The 17915-nt window shown below is 71.3% G+C and carries 27 protein-coding genes; 16 read left to right on the forward strand and 11 right to left on the reverse strand.

What is annotated here, in order from left to right:
• Nucleotides 1–76: 76 nt before the first annotated feature.
• From ABKW28_RS12960 to ABKW28_RS13005, 10 genes are all read right to left on the reverse strand, one after another.
• The gene (locus tag ABKW28_RS12960) at nucleotides 77–439 is read right to left on the reverse strand and encodes a helix-turn-helix transcriptional regulator (RefSeq protein WP_348610205.1); all 363 of its coding nucleotides are present in this window, start codon (nucleotides 437–439) and stop codon (nucleotides 77–79) included.
• Complete coding sequence (locus tag ABKW28_RS12965) at nucleotides 436–702, reverse strand: hypothetical protein (protein WP_348610208.1); 267 nt, start codon at nucleotides 700–702, stop codon at nucleotides 436–438. The genes ABKW28_RS12960 and ABKW28_RS12965 overlap by 4 nt, the downstream gene beginning before the upstream one ends.
• A complete protein-coding gene (locus ABKW28_RS12970; protein ID WP_348610211.1) occupies nucleotides 699–1061 on the reverse strand; it encodes a hypothetical protein in 363 nt (120 codons plus the stop codon). The genes ABKW28_RS12965 and ABKW28_RS12970 overlap by 4 nt, the downstream gene beginning before the upstream one ends.
• Nucleotides 1058–1420, reverse strand: coding sequence for a hypothetical protein (locus ABKW28_RS12975; protein WP_348610213.1), 363 nt, complete (start codon nucleotides 1418–1420; stop codon nucleotides 1058–1060). The genes ABKW28_RS12970 and ABKW28_RS12975 overlap by 4 nt, the downstream gene beginning before the upstream one ends.
• Nucleotides 1421–1625: 205 nt before the next feature.
• Nucleotides 1626–1910 (reverse strand): hypothetical protein, encoded by a 285-nt coding sequence (locus ABKW28_RS12980; RefSeq protein ID WP_348610215.1) that lies wholly within the window; start codon nucleotides 1908–1910, stop codon nucleotides 1626–1628.
• On the reverse strand, nucleotides 1907–2377 hold the full coding sequence (locus tag ABKW28_RS12985; protein WP_348610218.1) for a hypothetical protein: 471 nt from the start codon (nucleotides 2375–2377) through the stop codon (nucleotides 1907–1909). The genes ABKW28_RS12980 and ABKW28_RS12985 overlap by 4 nt, the downstream gene beginning before the upstream one ends.
• Nucleotides 2374–2697: a hypothetical protein gene (locus ABKW28_RS12990; RefSeq protein WP_348610221.1), complete on the reverse strand. Its 324-nt coding sequence runs from the start codon at nucleotides 2695–2697 to the stop codon at nucleotides 2374–2376. The genes ABKW28_RS12985 and ABKW28_RS12990 overlap by 4 nt, the downstream gene beginning before the upstream one ends.
• Nucleotides 2694–3041 (reverse strand): hypothetical protein, encoded by a 348-nt coding sequence (locus ABKW28_RS12995; RefSeq protein ID WP_348610222.1) that lies wholly within the window; start codon nucleotides 3039–3041, stop codon nucleotides 2694–2696. The genes ABKW28_RS12990 and ABKW28_RS12995 overlap by 4 nt, the downstream gene beginning before the upstream one ends.
• Before the next feature lie 80 nt (nucleotides 3042–3121).
• Entirely contained in the window at nucleotides 3122–3316 is a 195-nt protein-coding gene (locus ABKW28_RS13000) for a hypothetical protein (RefSeq protein ID WP_348610229.1), read from the reverse strand.
• Nucleotides 3316–3579, reverse strand: a complete 264-nt coding sequence (locus tag ABKW28_RS13005) for a helix-turn-helix transcriptional regulator (protein ID WP_348610232.1) — start codon at nucleotides 3577–3579, stop codon at nucleotides 3316–3318. The genes ABKW28_RS13000 and ABKW28_RS13005 overlap by 1 nt, the downstream gene beginning before the upstream one ends.
• A 246-nt stretch (nucleotides 3580–3825) precedes the next feature.
• Between ABKW28_RS13005 and ABKW28_RS13010 the strand changes: the two genes are divergently transcribed.
• The 11 genes from ABKW28_RS13010 (at nucleotide 3826) to prfB (ending at nucleotide 12588) form a co-directional block, all read left to right on the forward strand.
• Nucleotides 3826–4236, forward strand: coding sequence for a hypothetical protein (locus ABKW28_RS13010; protein ID WP_348610235.1), 411 nt, complete (start codon nucleotides 3826–3828; stop codon nucleotides 4234–4236).
• A gap of 10 nt (nucleotides 4237–4246) precedes the next feature.
• Nucleotides 4247–4651 (forward strand): hypothetical protein, encoded by a 405-nt coding sequence (locus ABKW28_RS13015; RefSeq protein ID WP_348610238.1) that lies wholly within the window; start codon nucleotides 4247–4249, stop codon nucleotides 4649–4651.
• Complete coding sequence (locus ABKW28_RS13020; protein WP_348610241.1) at nucleotides 4648–4998, forward strand: hypothetical protein; 351 nt, start codon at nucleotides 4648–4650, stop codon at nucleotides 4996–4998. The genes ABKW28_RS13015 and ABKW28_RS13020 overlap by 4 nt, the downstream gene beginning before the upstream one ends.
• A gap of 6 nt (nucleotides 4999–5004) precedes the next feature.
• Nucleotides 5005–6456, forward strand: coding sequence for a recombinase family protein (locus ABKW28_RS13025; protein ID WP_348610244.1), 1452 nt, complete (start codon nucleotides 5005–5007; stop codon nucleotides 6454–6456).
• A 115-nt stretch (nucleotides 6457–6571) separates the two neighbouring features.
• Nucleotides 6572–6961, forward strand: a complete 390-nt coding sequence (locus tag ABKW28_RS13030; RefSeq protein WP_307822820.1) for a TadE/TadG family type IV pilus assembly protein — start codon at nucleotides 6572–6574, stop codon at nucleotides 6959–6961.
• A complete protein-coding gene (locus ABKW28_RS13035; protein ID WP_348610247.1) occupies nucleotides 6958–7410 on the forward strand; it encodes a hypothetical protein in 453 nt (150 codons plus the stop codon). The genes ABKW28_RS13030 and ABKW28_RS13035 overlap by 4 nt, the downstream gene beginning before the upstream one ends.
• A complete protein-coding gene (locus ABKW28_RS13040; RefSeq protein WP_348610250.1) occupies nucleotides 7407–7865 on the forward strand; it encodes a pilus assembly protein TadG-related protein in 459 nt (152 codons plus the stop codon). Before ABKW28_RS13035 ends, ABKW28_RS13040 begins: the two co-directional genes overlap by 4 nt.
• Before the next feature lie 174 nt (nucleotides 7866–8039).
• Nucleotides 8040–9554: a GntP family permease gene (locus tag ABKW28_RS13045; protein WP_348610253.1), complete on the forward strand. Its 1515-nt coding sequence runs from the start codon at nucleotides 8040–8042 to the stop codon at nucleotides 9552–9554.
• A 64-nt stretch (nucleotides 9555–9618) separates the two neighbouring features.
• Nucleotides 9619–10938 (forward strand): cation:proton antiporter, encoded by a 1320-nt coding sequence (locus ABKW28_RS13050; protein WP_348610256.1) that lies wholly within the window; start codon nucleotides 9619–9621, stop codon nucleotides 10936–10938.
• A gap of 20 nt (nucleotides 10939–10958) precedes the next feature.
• Nucleotides 10959–11438, forward strand: a complete 480-nt coding sequence (locus tag ABKW28_RS13055) for a CAP domain-containing protein (RefSeq protein ID WP_341230709.1) — start codon at nucleotides 10959–10961, stop codon at nucleotides 11436–11438.
• A gap of 34 nt (nucleotides 11439–11472) precedes the next feature.
• Nucleotides 11473–12588 carry a peptide chain release factor 2 gene (gene prfB / locus ABKW28_RS13060; RefSeq protein WP_193669131.1) on the forward strand — a complete coding sequence of 372 codons (1116 nt, stop codon included), beginning with the start codon at nucleotides 11473–11475 and terminating at the stop codon, nucleotides 12586–12588.
• Nucleotides 12589–12591: 3 nt separating this feature from the next.
• Here the strand turns inward: prfB and ABKW28_RS13065 are convergent, their stop codons facing one another.
• A complete protein-coding gene (locus ABKW28_RS13065) occupies nucleotides 12592–13272 on the reverse strand; it encodes a hypothetical protein (protein ID WP_348610259.1) in 681 nt (226 codons plus the stop codon).
• Nucleotides 13273–13344: 72 nt separating this feature from the next.
• Here ABKW28_RS13065 and ftsE point away from each other — a divergent pair, with 72 nt between their 5' ends.
• The 5 genes from ftsE to ABKW28_RS13090 all read left to right on the forward strand — a co-directional run bounded on the left by ftsE (nucleotide 13345) and on the right by ABKW28_RS13090 (nucleotide 17782).
• Nucleotides 13345–14034: a cell division ATP-binding protein FtsE gene (ftsE, locus tag ABKW28_RS13070; RefSeq protein ID WP_193669133.1), complete on the forward strand. Its 690-nt coding sequence runs from the start codon at nucleotides 13345–13347 to the stop codon at nucleotides 14032–14034.
• A 70-nt stretch (nucleotides 14035–14104) separates the two neighbouring features.
• Nucleotides 14105–15019 carry a permease-like cell division protein FtsX gene (ftsX, locus tag ABKW28_RS13075; RefSeq protein WP_348610262.1) on the forward strand — a complete coding sequence of 305 codons (915 nt, stop codon included), beginning with the start codon at nucleotides 14105–14107 and terminating at the stop codon, nucleotides 15017–15019.
• 53 nt (nucleotides 15020–15072) lie between these two features.
• The gene (locus ABKW28_RS13080) at nucleotides 15073–16329 is read left to right on the forward strand and encodes a peptidoglycan DD-metalloendopeptidase family protein (RefSeq protein WP_348610265.1); all 1257 of its coding nucleotides are present in this window, start codon (nucleotides 15073–15075) and stop codon (nucleotides 16327–16329) included.
• A 48-nt stretch (nucleotides 16330–16377) separates the two neighbouring features.
• Entirely contained in the window at nucleotides 16378–16857 is a 480-nt protein-coding gene (smpB, locus tag ABKW28_RS13085) for an SsrA-binding protein SmpB (RefSeq protein WP_193669136.1), read from the forward strand.
• 37 nt (nucleotides 16858–16894) lie between these two features.
• Complete coding sequence (locus ABKW28_RS13090; protein WP_348610268.1) at nucleotides 16895–17782, forward strand: amidohydrolase family protein; 888 nt, start codon at nucleotides 16895–16897, stop codon at nucleotides 17780–17782.
• Nucleotides 17783–17915: the final 133 nt, after the last annotated feature.

Genomic DNA, 17915 nt, shown 5'->3' on the forward strand with positions numbered 1-17915 from the left:
GCGCGGTGCGGCGCGACGTCTCGACTCGCGCGGTACACGGAGACGACCTCGCCAACGGTCGGCACGAGCTGCCTAGTCATGCCGCACCGCTGTGGGAACCAGCGTGGGCCGCAATCTCCGTCAGGTCGCGCGAGGCGAACGTGCACGTCGCACACACGTAGGCGTTCTTCACACCCCACTTCGGACCCTGCTGAGTCAGCAGCTCGGCAAGGTTTAAACCCAGCGCGCGAGCTAGCGCGTCTCCTTCAACCAGCAGCAAACGACGCTGCCCGTTCTCGATCTTGAAGACGGTCGATTGGCGCCAGCTTTCGTGGCCGCGCGCCTTCATCTGTGCGGCGAGGCCGGTCTGCGTCATCCCCAAGGTCGAGCGGCGTTCGTGCACGAAGGTTGCAAGCCGCTGGTGCTCGGCGTCCACGGTGTAGTGCTCGGGGCCCTTCACAGCTCCGCACCTCGCCAGCACTCCTCGCAGGCGCAGCCACTCGGGCAGGTCCACTCCGCGGGCCAAGCCTCGGCGCATGCCGGGCAGTCCGGGGTGTCGGTGCCGGCGGGCTCGAAGGGCCGTCCGCTGACGTCGCGCCCGCACGCGGAGACGCGCTGGTCCGTGCAGTGGCAGACCCAGTGCACGACCGAGGGCTCGTCGGGCTCCTGGATGTCGGTGACGAGTGCGGCCTCGGCGGGACGCTCGAGCACGTCGGCGCTCACTGCGTGCTCCCGACGGCCTTGAGCGACCACGACTCGGACTTCTTGGCGTACCGGACGTAGGTCTCCGGGCTCTCCTTCTTGAGCCGCGCGGTATCGACGCGCCACGACTCGCTGTGCACCAGGCGCAGAGGTCGGCCGCCGTCGCTGTGCAGCTCGATCTTGCGCTCGCCCTCGGGCGCGGCGTTGAACAGCTCGGTCTTGATGCCGTCGGTGATGTCCTTGAGCCGGGCGTTCGCCTCGTCGGCGGCGGCCTTGGCCTCGGGGTACGCGGCGTGCAGCTGGGCCAGGCGGCTCTCCGGGTCGGGCTGCACGAGCACCGGCTGGGGCTCGGGGGCCTGGGACAGGATCTGGTGGGTCATGACGCGATGTCCTCTCGGTACTGGGCAGTGGGGGCGCAGGGTGCGGCGCCGGCGGGGCTTGTGTCGCGGGCTGCGGCCAGGCGCAGGCGCTGCTGGGCGGTGCGGTGACGCGAGCCGCCGTCGTACTGGGCGTAGATCCAGGCGTGGAAGTCGATCTGGTCGATCACGCGCTGCCGGGCGGCCATGAATTTCTGGTGCGCGCGAGCCGCGCGGCCCCCCGCGGTGAAGTCGGGGTCGACCGCCCGGCAGTCACGACAGAACTGGGCGCTCTGGACGACGCCGCAGCGCTCGCAGGGGGTGCGGTAGGTGTTGGTGACCCGGTCGAGGTAGCGGCTGCTGTTGGGGGAGTCCTTCCTCATGAGCGCCCACCTCCCAGGACCTCGGTGGTCCAGGCGTCCGCGCGACGCTGGTCACTGGCCGAGTGCTCCGACCCCGGGTCGAGGTCACGGCCGTCACTCAGAGCGCGCGATTCGGGAGTTGCGGGCCGGAGTTCGTGCCGGGAGACCCCGAGGGCTTCGGCCAGGGCTCCGACCAGGTCAGGAACCGCGCTGCGCGGCGCGCCCATCAGAACCACACCCCGGGCCGTGCACGGTCGGGCAGCGACTCGCGGTACTCGACGTAGCAGTCGCCGCATCGGTCGGTGGGGTCGCAGTCGCGGCAGATGGGATCGCCGTGGGGGCACTGGGACTCACCGCCGCCGAGGTCGCAGGGCTCGCACATGGTGTCGCCGCAGGCGGCGCATCGGGTGTGGTCGGGGCAGATGGCGGCGAGGCGGTCGAGGAGGCGGCCTTGTTCGGCGGTGAGGGCGAGGATGGCGGTTTCGGCGCGGACCGTGGTCATGGTGCTCATCGGTCCATCTCGGCCGGAAAGTCCGGGCATGGCTCGTGGTCCCGGACGCACTCGCCGCCGGGTCCGCGCTTGTCACATCCGGGTGGAAGGGCCGGAGCCCACCAGGGGTCGATGAAGTCCTCGTCAGCCACGCGCTCCATGTCCGGCCACTCGGTCACGAGAGCAGTCACGGGGTAGGTCGGACGCCACGAGTTCGGGTCCCACTCGTTGGCGCGGACGCCAGGGTGGGAGCACTCGCAGCAGTGGACAACGCCCCGGTCATGGTCGGTGACGGTGTAGTGCACGTGGTCGGCGTCCGGGTCCGTCAGGCCCGCGAGGAACGGTGCACCGGAACCTGCCGAACACGCCAGTTCCGGGTGCAGCCCGGACACGTTGAGCGCGTCGAGCAGGTGCTGCATCGCCTGCTCGTCCGGCACGGTCAGCAGCCGCGCCTTCTCGGCGTCCTGGCGGGGGGCCTCGGCGCTCATCGCGGACCACGTCCCTCGAGGCGGTCAAGCTCGGCGTGCAACCGGGAGTCGTCCCACGTCGCCGCCGTCCCGGTCGTGGGCGCCGCGGTGAACTCCGAGACCGGCTGCTGACCGGCCACCTGCGCCTTGTCGCCGTCGTCGACCTTGCGGAAGCACCGGTCGAAGTGAGCACGGGTGACCTCGAACGGGAGCCGGCTGCGCCCGAACGTGGGCCGCACGATCACAGCGGTGTCGTTGGCGGTGATCACGCGCACCAGCACCGGGAACCGGAACGGGCCGGGGTGCTGGTAAATCCCCCCGACGACAGGACGGGCGCTCATGACGACGCCCCCGGGACGAGGTGCAGCTGCGCGGAGGGGCGAGCCGCGGTGACCCGCACCCGGATGCCCAGCGCCTCGAGACGGCCGGTGATCTCGACCCGCTCCCAGTGGCGGCCGCCGATCATCGCCGACAGGCGGATCGTCTCGGTCCGGTCGACGACGAACCCGGCCGAGGTCCAGGCGTCGAGGGAGTGGTTGGCCACGGAGACCATGAAGTACGGGGACGCCACCGTCGGGGCGGCGATCGACATCGGGGTGCCGAGCCCGTGCTCGTGGATGTGCTGCACCAGGGCGAGCAGGGCGGTCGGGCCCTGGGCCTGGATGGTGTTGCTGGGGTTCGTCATGGGACGATTCCTCTCGTTGTGGGCCCCTGGTCGGTGCTGTGCAGGCGTGGCCGGGGGCTCCGGCATGTCTTGGGTCTGGATCAGGAAGCGACGCTGTGCAGCGGCGCGAGACCGCGCTGGACGCGGATCAGGTCCTCGAGCTCGTCGACGCTGCGGCGGCAGGTCGGCGTCCACGCCGCCTCGGCCTGCTCGCGAGGCGTCATCTGCTCGATGGCCTCGTCGGAGGCCGCCAGCACCTCGCCGGCCGCCTCGATGCACTCGCGTCGCGTGGGCATCAGCCCGCGTCCTTGAGCGCGACCGTGGGGTGCTTGATGGCGATGGGCCGGCAGCCGAGCAGCTTGCAGACCTTGTGCAGCAGGTGGTTGGGGAGCGGCTTGCGGCCGGCCTCGATGTTGGAGAGGTACGCGTAGGAGATGTTCAGCTCCCCGGCGAAGTCGCCGAGCTTCCAACCGTCTCGCTCGCGGAGCTCACGTAGCGTCGCGCCGACCCGCACTCGCTCGGCCGACTCGTCGGCGGTGAGATTCTTCGGTGGGGTCATGGGAAGACCATAAGGAACTTCAGGGAACATCGCAAGAGGAAACCCGAAGTTCATACGGAAGATCCTGTCTGTGCAGGTCAGACCGTCTCACATCTTCGTAGTTACGCCCTTGTATTCCCGACGATCTGCCTTGGTGTACGGATTAACCCCTGTTGATGTTCCCTAGGTTTTCCGGAAACAGTGCGGCCATGACACAGCGAGGCGCCGATGCCCCAGACCCAAGATCAGCGACGAGCCTCCGACGCAGTGGCGTCGTGGCTGGCGCACCACGAGAAGAACAACGCCTGGTTGGTGACCGCAACAGGGATGGACGCCGGCACGATCGGCACCTTCCTGGGCGGCTCGACCTGGCCCAAGGTCGGGAACCAGGGCAAGCTCGAGAAGGCGCTTGGCTGGCCGGCCGGCACCATCCGCCAGATCGCCCACACCGGAGTCGTCCCCGATGGCCTCATCGAGACCAGCCCCAACTCCCAGCCCTCCAAGGGTGTCGGTGGGACAGCGCAGGATGCCGGCTACGTGAAGGCGCCGGGTGAGACGGTCGAGGGTGGAGCAACGGATGACGAAGTGCTCGAGGGCATACGGGCGATGCGCGAGGACATGCGCGCACTGCGCGAGGCGATCGAGAGGCTGGCGGACATCCGCGAGCCTGGTGCCTAATCCATGGGTGGTGCTGGCCAGCTGGGGGGACGACCTCGCGATGATGCGCGCGGCGATCTCCGAGCCTGGCCGGTACTACCACGGGGAGCGCAGCATCGTGCTCCGCAACGGGATGCCGCTGGAGAAGGAACGCCGCTACCTGTGGCACGAGCTGGTGCACGCCGAGCGCGGTGACGCCGCCTTCCACACCGACGCCGCCGTCGAGACCATCGTCGAGCAAGAAGCGGTACGTCGAGCGCTACCGATGCAGTCGCTGCGCTGGGCGCTGGGCCAGGAGCTCGAGCGGCACATGGTCGCCGAGATGCTCAAGCTGCCCGAGGACTGGATCCAGTACCGGCTCGACACTGCGACCGCACGGGAGCGGCGCGAGCTGCGTCTACTACAAGAGGGCCTGTGGGCCGAGGAGATCGCGTGAAAATCAAGTTGGTGATCGGCGCCCTGGGCGCCGCCATCGTGGCCCTGGTGACGGTCGCCGCCATTCTGCTGAATGGCGGAAGCGGCATCGACCTGAGCGACGACCCCCGGGGGCGGGAAGCCTGTGACCAGTTGGTGCAGTCGATCGAGTACGACGGCGACATGGAGGTCAGAATGGGCTCGCTCCTGGCTGCCGGCGAAGCAGCAGCGAAGTCTCGAAGTGAGGAGATTCGTGCGGCCGCGGAGCCGTTGGCTGATGGCGTCGAGGAATTGGAAGGGTTCGCGCTCGTCGATGAGGACGCACTGCGCGCCGCCTGCGAGGACGCCGGCGTCGAGGTGCCTGAGTAGCCGATGGTGTCGCGTCTGCGCATAGTCCCCGAGAGCACGCCGCGCGCGCTCGGGCTCGTGCGCGTCTCGAAGGAGCGCGATGGGATGGTCTCGCCCGAGGTGCAACGCTCGGCGATCTCGGACTACGCCGCCGCTCGCGGCTACCAGATCGACGGGTGGCTCGAGGGACTTGACGAGTCCGGATCGAGGGCCCGATCAGCGTGGTGGCCGCGTCTCGACCAGGCCGTCGCCTCGGTCGAAGCGGGGGAGTACGACGTCATCCTCGTGTGGAAGTACAGTCGCGTCGCCCGCCAGCGTCTGCGGTGGGCGGTCGCGATCGACCGCGTCGAGGAAGCCGGCGGCCGGCTCGAGTCCGCCACCGAGCAGATCGACACCACCACCAGCACCGGCCGGTTCACCCGGGGGATGCTCGCGGAGCTGCAGGCGTTCGAGGCCGAGCGGATCGGGGAGGTGTGGAAAGAGGTGCACGCCCGACGTGTCGCCGCCGGGCGGCCCCCGAACGGGAAGCCGAAGTGGGGCTACCGCTACGACACCGAGCGGAAGCTGCACGTGCCGGACCCGGAGACCGGGCCGGTGCTGGCCGACCTGTACCGCCGCTACGTGGCCGGCGAGTCGGTGTACTCGCTGGTGCGGTGGCTCAACGGCCACGGATGGTCCACCCTCTCCGGGGGCTCCTGGTCGGACCGGACCCTGCGCCGGGTCCTTGACACCGGGTTCGCCTCCGGGCAGTTCATGGTCGACGGCCAGCTGCAGCCCGGCGCGCACGAGCCGCTGATCGACGCCAAGCTGTGGCAGGCATACCTCGACGCACGCGAGACTCGGCGCGCGCTGCCTGCGCGGCGCGAGCGGTCGCGCTACCTACTCTCCGGGCTGGTGCGGTGCGCGCGCTGCGACGGTGCGATGGTCGCCGGTCAGTTCGGCGCCGGGCGGGTGCCGAAGTACCGGTGCAAGGCCGCGAAGGAGCAGGGCCCGGTGAAGTGCTCGGGCGGGTACGTGATGGCGCCGGTCCTCGAGCGCGCAGTGCACGAGTGGCTGGTCGAGTGTGCAGGCGAGCTCGACGTCGTTCGTCGAGACCGCGCGGCGCTACGAGCCCGACGCACGGCTGCGCGCTCGGACGAGCAACGCCTGGCCCGGGAGGCGGCACGCGTGGAGGACAGCCTGGGGCGCCTGGCGCTGCAGGACGCGAAGGCGCCGCTGCCGCCGGTCGTCTACCGCCGGGCTCGCGCTGAGCTGGAGGAGCAGCTGGAGCAGCTGGCGGCCGCGCTGGCTGATGCGCAGCGCCACACCCGTGCGCTGGCACTCGATCCGAAGCGCGCCGCGACGGACCTGCTGGCGACCTGGGACACCCGGCCGGTCGAGCACCGACGGGAGGCGCTGCGGCGACTCATCGCGCAGGTGCGGGTGACCACGGGTCGGCCGCGCGCGGTGGTCGACGTGATCGGGGTCTGGGAGGCCTGACGAGTCTTCTGGTGGCAGTCACGGTGATGTCGGCCGGCATCGTGGTGGCCATCGGCTCGATCGCCCAGGACGAGCTCGGGCAGATGCTGCGCAACGCGCTCAACAAGGTGAAGTAGTGCCGCTGCTGCGTCGGCGCGGCTGCGGCGGTGCGGCGATCGTCGACTTCGTCCTGGTGCTGGTGGTGCTCGTGCCGCTGGTGCTGGGCATCCTGCAGGTCTCGCTGGTGCTGCTGGTGCGCAACACGTTGGCCTCGGCGGCCTCCGAGGGCGCCCGGTACGCCGCCACCGCGGGGCGCGGCGAGGCCGACGGGGTGGCCCGCACCCGCAGCCAGATCGACGGCGCGGTCTCGGGGCGCTTCGCCCAGGACGTCTCGGCCCGCACGGTCCTCGTCGACGGCGCGCCCACCGTCGTGGTCACGGTGCGTGCCACCGTGCCCGCCCTGGGTCTGGGCGGACCGGGTGTCGGGATCGAGGTCGCCGGGCACGCCGTGGAGGAGGAGCAGTGAGCCCCAACGGCGGGCGCCGCCGCGACGAGGCGGGCAGTGCGCTGGTCGAGCTGGTCTGGCTCGGCATCCTGCTGCTGGTGCCGCTGCTGTGGATCGTGGTCAGCGTCTTCGACGTCCAGCGCGGCGCCTTCGGGGTCGAGTCCGCGGCCCGCTCGGCCGCCCGGGCGTATGCGCTCGCACCCGACGACGCCAGCGGTCGCGAGCGGGCCCGGGCCGCGGCCCGCCAGGCGTTGGCCGACCAGGGTCTCGAGGACGCCCCGGTCGATGTCGCCGTCGACTGCGGCGGGTTCGCCGACTGCCACTCCGGCACCGCGGTCATCACGGTGCGCGTCGACTCGCGCGTCGAGCTGCCGCTGATGCCCGACGTGCTCGGCGGGGGAGCGCCGAGCTTCGCGCTCGCCTCCAGCCACACCGTCCCGATCGGTCAGTACCAGGAGATCACCCGGTGAGCCGCGGGCAGCCACGGCGCCGCGACGACGCCGGTCAGGTCAGCGTGCTGATCATCGGGTTCGCCTTCGTGCTTTCCCTGGGGGTGGCGGTGGTGGTCGACGTCAGCGCCGCCTACCTGCAGCGCTCCGGGCTGAGCACCCTGGCCGACGGGGCCGCGCTGTACGGCGCCGACGCGGGCGCGACCGGCGCGTCGACGTACACCGAGGGCGTGCCGCAGGACCAGCTCGCCCTCGACGCCGGGGTCGCCCGCGCCGGGGTCGAGGACTACCTGCGCAGCGTCGGCGCCCACCAGGAGTACCCCGGGCTGCGCTTCGTCGTGGTCGTCGACGAGGCCCGCTCCTTGGTGCAGGTGCGGGTCAGCGCCCCGCTCGACCTCCCACTGGGCGTCCCCGGCGCCCCCGAGGCGCCGATGATCTCGGCCGAGGGCTCGGCCGTCTCCGACGTCGAGCGGTGAGGGCGCCCAGCGGTTAAACCCACCTGTCTAGACGGTTCACAACGGTGCCGCCGTTCTGTGTGTCGCGCGCACATACCCGTCGGGTCGCTGTGTGCGTAGCGTCACCCGAATGCACGAGACCGCTGTCACACGCACCCGTGGGCGCGGTCGCCCTGAACGGAAGGAACCCCGCCCATGATCGGGCTCGTCGGAATCATCCTGTCCCTGGTCCTGCTGATCTTCTTCGCCTACCGCGGCGTCAACGTGATCATCCTGGCCCCGCTGATGGCGCTCCTCGCGACCGCCTTCGCAGGCGGACTGCCCATGCTGGCCACCTACACCCAGGTGTTCATGCCGGCGCTGGGCAACTACCTCATCACCTACTTCCCGCTGTTCCTGCTCGGCGCCCTCTTCGGCAAGATGATGGACGACAGCGGAGCGGCGCGGGCGATCGCCTACTTCATCGTCGAGAAGCTCGGCGACACCAAGGCGATCCTGGCGATCGTCCTGGCCTGCGGCATCCTCACGTACGGCGGTGTCTCGCTCTTCGTGGTCGCCTTCGCGGTCTTCCCGATCGCCGCGGCGCTCTTCCGCGAGGCGGGCGTGCCCAAGCGGCTGATCCCGGCCACCATCGCGCTGGGCTCCTTCACCTTCACCATGACCGCCCTGCCCGGCACCCCGCAGATCCAGAACGCGATCCCGGCACCGTTCTTCGGCACCAACGCCTTCGCCGCCCCCGGCCTGGGCGTCATCGCCGCCGTCATCATGTTCGGCGGCGGCACCGCCTGGCTGATGTACCGCTCGAAGAAGCTCACCGCCGCGGGCGAGACCTACCTGCCCGCGGACACGCCGAAGGGCCCGGGCCTCCTGGCCCGCGTGAGCGGCAAGGGCACCGACCGCGACGAGCGGGGCAGCACCGCGACCGGCGCCGCGCCCGAGGGTGCCGGCACCGCCACCGCCACGGCCACGACCGGACAGCCGGTCGCGACCGACCAGTCGACGCTGCCGCGCCCCAGCGTGCTGATCGCCTTCCTGCCGATCTTCGTGGTCATCGCGCTCAACTACGTGCTGGTCACCTGGGTCTTCCCGGCCATGCAGACCGACTACCTGGCCGACGACGCCTACGGCAACACCGACATCGACACCGTCGGCGGGATCTGGGCGATCGTGGTCGCCCTGGTCGTGGCCACCCTCGTGGTCGTGCTGACCAACCTCAAGCGGTTCGGTGACGTCAAGGAGTCGGTCAACACCGGCACCATGGGCTCCTTCCTGCCGATCTTCAACACCGCCAGCGAGGTCGGGTACGGCGCCGTCATCGCCTCGCTGCCCGCCTTCCGCACCGTGCGCGACTCGGTGCTGGGCATCTCCGGCAACCCGGTCATCTCGCTGGCCGTGGCCGTCAACGTGCTCGCCGGCATCACCGGCTCCGCCTCGGGCGGCATGAGCATCGCGCTGCAGACCCTCGGCGAGCAGTTCCGCGGCCTGGCCGACGCCCAGGGCATCAGCCTCGAGCTGATGCACCGCGTCACCGTGCTGGCCGCCGGCGGCTTCGACGCCCTGCCCCACAACGGCGCCGTCGTCACGGTCCTGGCGATCTGCGGGCTGACCCACCGCCAGTCCTACAAGGACATCTTCGTGGTGGCCGTCGCGATCCCGCTGGCCGCGCTGGTCGTCGTGATCACCCTCGGCACCCTCTTCGGCGGCTTCTGAGCCACCCGCCACACCTCGGACCGGCCGGGCTCCCCACCCGGCCGGTCCCGGTAGTTTCGAGGCTGTGACCGCCGACCTCGTCTACCTCGTGGCCGGAGCCAGCCTGCTGCTGGCGATCGTGCTGCCCAGCATCCTGGGCCGGCTGCCGCTGACCTCCCCGATGGTGCTGGTGGGCCTGGGCATGCTCCTGGGCCTGACCCCGCTGCCCGACGACCTGCCGCTGAGCCCGCAGGACAACCGGGCCGCCATCGAGCACATCACCGAGCTGACGGTCCTGATCGCGCTGATGGGCGTGGGCCTGGCGCTCGACCGGCCGCTCGACCCGCGCCAGAAGTCCTCGCGCCGGGCCTGGTCGCCGACCTGGCGCCTGCTGGGCATCGCCATGCCGCTCTCGATCGCCGGGGTCGCCCTGCTGGGCTGGTGGGCCGGCCTGGCGCCCGCGGTCGCGATCCTGCTGGGCGCGGTGCTGGCCCCCACCGATCCGGTGCTCGCCTCCGACGTGCAGGTCGCCGGGCCGGCGACCACCACCGTCATCGGCGAGGACGTCGACGACTGCGCCCCGATCGACGAGGACGACGAGGTCCGCTTCGCCCTGACCGCCGAGGCCGGCCTCAACGACGGCCTGGCCTTCCCGTTCGTCTACCTCGCGGTGCTGGTCGCCGGCGGCGGGGCCCTCGGTGCGGGCGCCCTGGAGTGGGTCGGCTGGTACCTGCTGGGCAAGACCGTCATCGGCGTGCTCGTCGGCGTCGCGGTCGGCCACGTGCTGGCCCGCGTCGCCTTCCGCGCGGTCAGCCCGGCGCTGCGCATCGCCGAGCGGGGCGAGCCGCTGCTGGCCGTGGCGGCGCTGGCGGCGTCGTACGGCGCCGCCGAGGCGCTGGGCGGCTACGGGTTCCTGGCCGTCTTCGCCTGCGCGATGACCTTCCGGGCCTCCGAGCGCCGCCACGACTACCACCGGGCCATGCACGAGGTGGTCGAGCGGCTCGAGCGGCTGCTGACCCTCTTCGTGCTGCTGGTCCTGGGCATCGCCCTGACCCGCGGCCTGCTGGAGAACCTCGACTGGCGCGGGGTGGCCATCGGCCTCGGGCTGATCCTGGTCGTGCGGCCGGTCGCCGGGTTCCTGGCCCTCAGCGTGCGTCCGGTCCCGCCGGGGGAGCGGGGCGGCCTGACCCGCACCGAGCGCGGGACGGCCGCGTTCTTCGGGGTCCGCGGCGTCGGGTCGCTGTTCTACCTGGCCTACGCCGCCGGCGAGGTCGAGGCCTTCGGGCAGCCGTGGCTGTGGTCGACGGTCGGGTTCACCGTCGTGGCCTCGGTGCTGGTGCACGGCGTGCTGGTGGGCCCGGTGATGGGCCTGCTCGATCGTCGCGAACGGGTCACGACGGGGTAGTCGCCCGTACCCTGCCGGGTATGCGATCCCCCCTCGCGACCCCGTTCGCCCCGCTCGTCCCCCTGACCCTCCTGCTCACCCTGCTCCTCAGCGCCGCCACGGTCGTGGCGCCCACCCCCGCGCACGCCGCCGGCGCGGCGGCGTACGAGAGGGCGGCGCACAAGAAGACCAACGCCCAGCGCACCAAGCGCGACCTGGTGGCGCTGCGCAAGCAGAAGTGCGTGCAGCGCTTCGCCGACCGCCAGGCCCGCCGGATGGCCAGGCAGGAGCGGATGTACCACCAGGACCTGGGTCCGGTGCTGAAGAAGTGCGACCTGAGCCGCGTCGCCGAGAACGTCGCCTACGGCTACCCGAGCGGCAAGGCCGTGGTGAAGGGGTGGATGGGCTCGTCGGGCCACCGCGCCAACATCTTGACCGGGCAGTACCGACTCCTCGGCGTCGGCGCCGCGCGCGACGACGACGGCCGGTGGTACGCGGCCCAGGTCTTCGGCCGCAAGTAGGAACCGCCCCGCGAGGTGCGTAGTCTTGCTCCTTGTGGCAGGCATCGACTACGACCTCGAGATCAAGCAGCTCCAGGCGACCATGCGCACCGTCGAGCAGGTGCTCGACATCGACGCGATGCGTCGCGAGATCGCCGAGCTCGGCGAGCAGGTCGGTGCTGCCGACCTGTGGGACGACCAGGCGAACGCCACCCGCGTGACCGGTCGCCTCTCCCTGCTGCAGGGCCAGGTCGACCGCTTCGCCGAGCTGTCGGGCCGCATCGAGGACCTCGAGGTCCTCGTCGAGCTCGGGGTCGAGGAGGGTGACGCCGACTCGATGGCCGAGGCCGAGCGCGAGCTCGTCCGGGTCAAGAAGGCCGTCGAGCAGCTCGAGGTGCGCACCCTGCTCTCCGGCGAGTACGACGCCCGCGAGGCGCTGGTGACGATCCGCGCCGGCGCCGGTGGCGTCGACGCCGCCGACTTCGCCGAGACGCTGATGCGGATGTACACGCGCTGGGCCGAGCAGCACAAGTACCCCGTGGAGGTCTTCGACACCTCCTACGCCGAGGAGGCGGGCCTGAAGTCGGCCACCTTCGCCATCCACGCGCCCTACGCCTACGGCACGCTCTCGGTCGAGGCCGGCACCCACCGCCTGGTGCGGATCAGCCCCTTCGACAACCAGGGCCGCCGCCAGACCTCCTTCGCCGCCGTCGAGGTGGTGCCGGTGCTGGAGCAGACCGACGAGATCGACGTCCCCGATGAGGAGATCCGCACCGACGTCTACCGCTCGGGCGGCCCCGGCGGCCAGTCGGTCAACACCACCGACTCCGCGGTGCGCCTGACCCACATCCCCACCGGGGTGGTCGTCTCGTGCCAGAACGAGAAGTCGCAGCTGCAGAACAAGGCCAGCGCGATGGTGGTGCTCAAGGCCAAGCTGCTCGCGCGCAAGAAGGCCGAGGAGAAGGCCCACCTCGACGAGATGCGCGGTGACGTGCAGGCCTCGTGGGGTGACCAGATGCGCAACTACGTGCTGAACCCCTACCAGGTGGTCAAGGACCTGCGGACCTCCTACGAGGTCGGCAACCCCCAGGCGGTCTTCGACGGCGACCTCGACGGCTTCCTCGAGGCCGGCATCCGCTGGCGGATGGGCGCCGAGAAGACCGACGCCTGATCCTCAACCGTTCGCCGAGGTCCGGTCCGGCGCGGCCCCGAGCAGCACCGCGGCGCACCACGCGTCGGCACGCGCCTCGAGGTCGGCGCGGTCGACCGACCGGGGCGCGCTGAGGCTGCAGGTCAGCCACGCGTCACCGACCAGGCCGGCGTACCTGGTCTCGCGCAGCGGCCCGGAGCGGCAGGTGCGCGCCGCCGACGGGTCGCCGTACGCCGCCGCGTCGGGTACGTCGCGACACCTGCTGCCCGCGCCGGCGGCCCGGGCCAGCTCGTCGGCGCGCTCGGGCGAGACCGGCGGGGTGAAGACCCACGCCGCCGCGCTGGTGCGGCCCGGGCCGTCGAAGCGGCAACCGTCCTCGTGGGCGACGTCGCGCACCTGGGTCGAGAGCCGCGCCTGCTGGCCGTCGGCCCAGGTCTCGACGCGGCGCGGCTCGCCCTGCAGCGCGGCCTCGACGGCCGCGGCCGTCAGTCCTGCGCACAGGTCGGTGTGCGGAACCGTCATCGTCGCGGGGTCGAGCTCGTCGAGCGAGGCCGGCTCGGCGGCGGGCGCCGGGGCGGTCGGTGCGGCGTCGGGCGCGGGGGAGGACGGCTGCGAGCTGCAGGCGCCCAGCACCAGCACCAGCACCAGCGCCAGCGCCCACACGGGCGCCGCGAGCGCGGCTGCACGAGAGGACGGGGACGACACGCGCACACCCTACGGACGGGGCCTGCGGCCAGGAGGCGGGCACTCCTGGCCCCCTGGCGTAATCTCGTCCGGGTGATTCGCTTCGAGAAGGTCACCAAGACCTACCCCGGCACCGGAGGCCCCGCCCTCGACGACGTGTCGGTCGACGTCGAGAAGGGCGAGTTCGTCTTCCTGGTCGGCAGCTCCGGCTCCGGCAAGTCCACGGCCCTGCGCCTGATCCTGCGCGAGGCCCGGCCCACGTCGGGCCGCGTCTACGTCGCCGGCAAGGAGATCAACCGGCTCGCGGGCTGGAAGGTGCCGCGGCTGCGGCGCCAGATCGGCACGGTCTTCCAGGACTTCCGGCTGCTGCAGTCGAAGACGGTGGCCGAGAACGTCGCGTTCGCGATGCAGGTCACCGGGCACTCGCCCAAGGAGGTCCGCGCCCTGGTGCCCGAGACCCTCGAGCTGGTGGGCCTCGACACCAAGGCCGACCGGCTGCCCGACGAGCTCTCCGGCGGTGAGCAGCAGCGCGTCGCGGTGGCCCGGGCCTTCGTCAACCGGCCGATGATCCTGATCGCCGACGAGCCCACCGGCAACCTCGACCCCACCACGTCGGTGGGCATCATGAAGCTGCTCGACCGCATCAACCGCACCGGCACCACGGTGGTGATGGCCACCCACGACCACGGCATCGTCGACCAGATGCGCAAGCGCGTCATCGAGCTCGACCACGGCAAGGTGGTCCGCGACCAGGCGCAGGGCGCCTACGGCTTCCAGCACTGAGCGGCGCCCACCGCTCACCCCGCACTCCCTCCACAGGCAGTTCCTCTACAGGCAGAGAGTCCCCTCCTCCATGCGCTACGTCCTCTCCAACCTCGGCCAGGGGCTGCGTCGCAACCTCTCGATGCACCTGGCGGTGATCCTGACCCTCTTCGTCTCGCTCACGCTCGTGGGCGCCGGTGCGCTGCTCAACCGTCAGGCCGAGAAGACCAGCGACCAGCTCGGCAGCGAGCTCGAGATCACGGCCTACCTGTGCCGCGACGACGACCCCAACCAGAGCTGCCAGGGCGAGGTGACCAAGGAGGAGAAGCAGCGGGTCCTGGCCACGATCGAGGACAACCCCGAGGTCGCCTCCTACCGGGTCGAGTCCAAGGAGACCGCCTTCGAGAAGGTCAAGGAGCTCTACGGCCCCGAGGAGGCCGACCGCTTCGAGGGGCCCAACGCCATCCTGGGCGCCGAGGACCTGCCCGAGTCGGTGTGGATCACCCTCGAGGACCCCTCCGAGTTCGAGGGGATCACCTCGGCGATCGTCGGCCTCGACGGCGTGGCCAAGCTGGTCGACCAGCGCGAGACCGCGGGCAAGATCATCAACACGATGGAGGCGATGCAGCGCGCCGCCCTCGGCATCGCCCTGCTGCTGGTCGTGTCGGCGCTGCTGCTGGTGGCCAACACGATCCGCCTGGCCGCCTTCGCGCGCCGCAAGGAGATCGGCATCATGCGGCTGGTGGGCGCCTCCACGCTCTACATCGCGCTGCCGTTCCTGCTCGAGGCGCTGGTCACCGCCGTCGTCAGCGTGGTGCTCGCGGGCGGTGCGCTGGCCGGCTTCCAGTACTTCGGGGTGCAGCAGCGGTTCAGCGACTACCTGGAGTTCATCCCGTGGGTCGGCTGGGACGACTACGTGGTCGCGCTGGGCGTCGTGGCGGTCCTGGGGCCGGTGCTGACGCTGCTGCCGACACTCGCGCTGACCCGCAAATACGTCAAAGTCTGAGCCGCGCGCCGTACCGTTCCACACGACTCTTCCCCGACGTCGAAGGCAATACGGTGCGCTCCTTCCCCAGCGCCTCGCGCCACCGCCTCGCATCGGCCGCCACGGCCGGTGCGCTGGTCCTGGGTGCTCTGGCCATCCCGCTCGCTCATGCCGATGACGACCTCAAGGACCAGCAGAAGAAGGTCCAGAAGCAGATCGAGGGCGCCGCAGACGACCTCGAGCAGTCCAGCAAGGCGACCCAGAAGGCGTTCGCGGCCGCGGCCCAGGCCCGCGCCGAGCTCGACTCGGCGAAGGCCGAGCTCGGCACCGTGCGCAGCAAGCTCGACGAGGCCAAGCTCGAGGACGCCCGTATGGAGGAGCGCCTCGCGGCGGCCCAGCTGCGTCTCGAGACCGCCCGTGACGACCTCGTGGCCGGCCAGGAGGCCCTCGACGAGCAGCGCGACGTGGTCAAGGACCGCATCGCCGACACCTACATGCAGGGCAGCCCTGACATGCTGGTCCTGGGCAGCCTGCTCAACTCCAGCTCCACCAGCGACCTGACCCGCCAGCAGGCGGCCAGCAGCGCCATCGTGGGGCGCGAGACGTCGATGTACGACGACCTCGACGCCGCCGAGGTCCTGCTGCAGGTCCGCGAGGACGAGGTCGAGACCGCCAAGGACCGGGTCGCCGACGAGCGCGCCGCCGCCGCGGCGCACCTGTCGAAGGTGAAGTCGCTGACCGCGCAGGCGCTCCAGGTGCGCGACGAGGTGCGGGGCCTGGTCTCCAAGCGCCTCTCGGCACGCAAGAAGGCGACCGCCGCCAAGCAGGCCGACCAGGCCGCGCTGGCCGCGCTGCGCCGCCAGGAGTCGAGGATCAAGGACCGCATCGCCGCCGCCGCCCGGCGCGCGCGTGGCACGTCGGTCTCGGCGAAGCCGACCGGCTACCTGCTGCCACCGGTCGGGGGAGTGGTGACCTCGCCCTTCGGCTACCGCACGCACCCCATCTACGGCTACCGCAGCATGCACGACGGCACCGACTTCGGTGTCGCGTGCGGCCAGCCGATGGTCGCCTCCGGCACCGGCACGGTGATCGCTAAGTACTACTCCGCGGTCTACGGCAACCGGCTCTTCCTCAACCTCGGGCAGGTCAACGGCCGGTCGCTGACGGTCGTCTACAACCACGCGCGCAGCTACCGCTACGGCGTCGGCGCGCGGGTCAGCCGCGGCCAGACGATCGGGTACGTCGGCGACACGGGCTGGTCGACCGGGTGCCACCTGCACTACAGCGTGCTCGTGGGCGGCAACCCCGTCGACCCGATGAACTGGCTCTGACCGGTCCCGCCCGACATTGGCGTTGACCTGACCTGGGAGAATGGACGGATGGCCAGGGAGCAGGGACAGAAGATGGTGGCGCAGAACAAGAAGGCGCGCCACGACTACGCGATCGAGGACACCTTCGAGGCCGGCCTGGTGCTGCAGGGCACCGAGGTGAAGTCGCTGCGGATGGGCCGCGCGAGCCTGGTCGACGGGTTCGTCGACATCGACCGCAACGAGGCCTGGCTGCACGGGGTGCACATCCCGGAGTACTCGCAGGGCACCTGGACCAACCACGCCGCCCGCCGCAAGCGCAAGCTGCTGCTCAACCGGGTCGAGATCGACAAGATCGAGCGTCGCGTCAGCGAGAAGGGCCTGACGGTCATCCCGCTGTCGCTCTACTTCGTCAACGGCCGGGCCAAGGTCGAGATCGGCCTGGCCAAGGGCAAGAAGCACTGGGACAAGCGCCACTCGATCGCCGAGCGCACCGCCAAGCGCGAGGTCGAGCAGGCAGTGGGCCGTCGTCTCAAGGGCATGCGTGACTGAGCCCGGGGCTGGAGCGGCTGCCGGGACCGGGTCCGAGGTGAGCTGGGCCCAGGAGGTCGAGGACGTCACCGGCTTCTGGCGCCGGCTGGGCCTGCCCGGCCTGCTCGACGTGCACACCCACTTCCTGCCCGACAACATCCAGCGCCGGGTGTGGGCCCAGTTCGACGAGGCCGGCCCCAAGATCGGCCGGCCCTGGCCGATCCGCTACCGCGGCACGGTCGAGGAGCGCGTCGAGCAGCTGCGCGAGCTCGGCGTACGCCGCTTCTCGACGCTGCCCTACGCCCACCGGCCCGGCATCGCCGACTACCTGAACGACTGGGCCGCGCAGTTCAAGCAGCAGGTGCCCGAGTCGTTGTGGTCGGCGACCTTCTACCCCGAGCCCGAGGCCGGGGCCTACGTCTCGGCCGGCATCGAGGCCGGTGTCGAGATCTTCAAGGTGCACGTGCAGGTGGGGGAGTTCGACCTCGACGACCCGCTGCTCGACCCGGTCTGGGGGCTGCTCGCCGAGGCCGGCACCCCGGTCGTCGTGCACGCCGGCCACGCGCCGGTGGGCAACGACTTCACCGGGCCGGCGCCGATGGCCCGGGTCCTGGCCGCGCACCCCCGGCTCTGCCTGGTCGTGGCGCACATGGGGGCGCCGGACTACCTGGACTTCCTGGCCCTGGCCGAGCGGTACGACCGGGTGCACCTCGACACCACGATGATCTTCACGGACTTCTGGCCGACCACCTACCCCGACGAGCTGCTGGTGCGCCTGGCCGACCAGGGCGACCGGATCCTGCTCGGCACCGACTTCCCGACGATCCCCTACCCCTACGGCCACCAGCTCGAGGGCCTGGCCGGGCTCGGACTGGGCGACGACTGGCTGCGCGCCGTCTGCTGGCACAACGCCGCCGCCCTTCTCGGCGCGCCCGCACCCGCCTGACCCCCGGGAGGGGTCAGCGGCGGGTACGTCGACGGGCGCGCAGCTCCCAGCCGCGGAGGGGGTGCTGGGTGAGGTGCCATCGGGGGTCGTGGGCGCGGTGGTGGTGCCAGGAGCATAGGGGGATGGCGTCGAG

The organism is Nocardioides sp. 31GB23, from assembly GCF_040012395.1.
In the GTDB taxonomy this organism is placed as follows: Bacteria; Actinomycetota; Actinomycetes; order Propionibacteriales; family Nocardioidaceae; genus Nocardioides; species Nocardioides salarius.

Coding starts and splice junctions, on each gene's coding strand:
- ABKW28_RS12970 (WP_348610211.1), bottom strand. CDS start 1,061: ATGACCCACCAGATCCTGTCCCAGGCCCCCGAGCCCCAGCCGGTGCTC.
- smpB (WP_193669136.1), top strand. CDS start 16,378: ATGGCCAGGGAGCAGGGACAGAAGATGGTGGCGCAGAACAAGAAGGCG.
- ABKW28_RS13000 (WP_348610229.1), bottom strand. CDS start 3,316: ATGCCCACGCGACGCGAGTGCATCGAGGCGGCCGGCGAGGTGCTGGCG.
- ABKW28_RS13005 (WP_348610232.1), bottom strand. CDS start 3,579: ATGACCCCACCGAAGAATCTCACCGCCGACGAGTCGGCCGAGCGAGTG.
- ABKW28_RS13045 (WP_348610253.1), top strand. CDS start 8,040: ATGATCGGGCTCGTCGGAATCATCCTGTCCCTGGTCCTGCTGATCTTC.
- ABKW28_RS13055 (WP_341230709.1), top strand. CDS start 10,959: ATGCGATCCCCCCTCGCGACCCCGTTCGCCCCGCTCGTCCCCCTGACC.
- ABKW28_RS12990 (WP_348610221.1), bottom strand. CDS start 2,697: ATGAGCGCCCGTCCTGTCGTCGGGGGGATTTACCAGCACCCCGGCCCG.
- ftsX (WP_348610262.1), top strand. CDS start 14,105: ATGCGCTACGTCCTCTCCAACCTCGGCCAGGGGCTGCGTCGCAACCTC.
- ABKW28_RS12985 (WP_348610218.1), bottom strand. CDS start 2,377: ATGAGCGCCGAGGCCCCCCGCCAGGACGCCGAGAAGGCGCGGCTGCTG.
- ABKW28_RS12975 (WP_348610213.1), bottom strand. CDS start 1,420: ATGAGGAAGGACTCCCCCAACAGCAGCCGCTACCTCGACCGGGTCACC.
- ABKW28_RS12995 (WP_348610222.1), bottom strand. CDS start 3,041: ATGACGAACCCCAGCAACACCATCCAGGCCCAGGGCCCGACCGCCCTG.
- ABKW28_RS12980 (WP_348610215.1), bottom strand. CDS start 1,910: ATGAGCACCATGACCACGGTCCGCGCCGAAACCGCCATCCTCGCCCTC.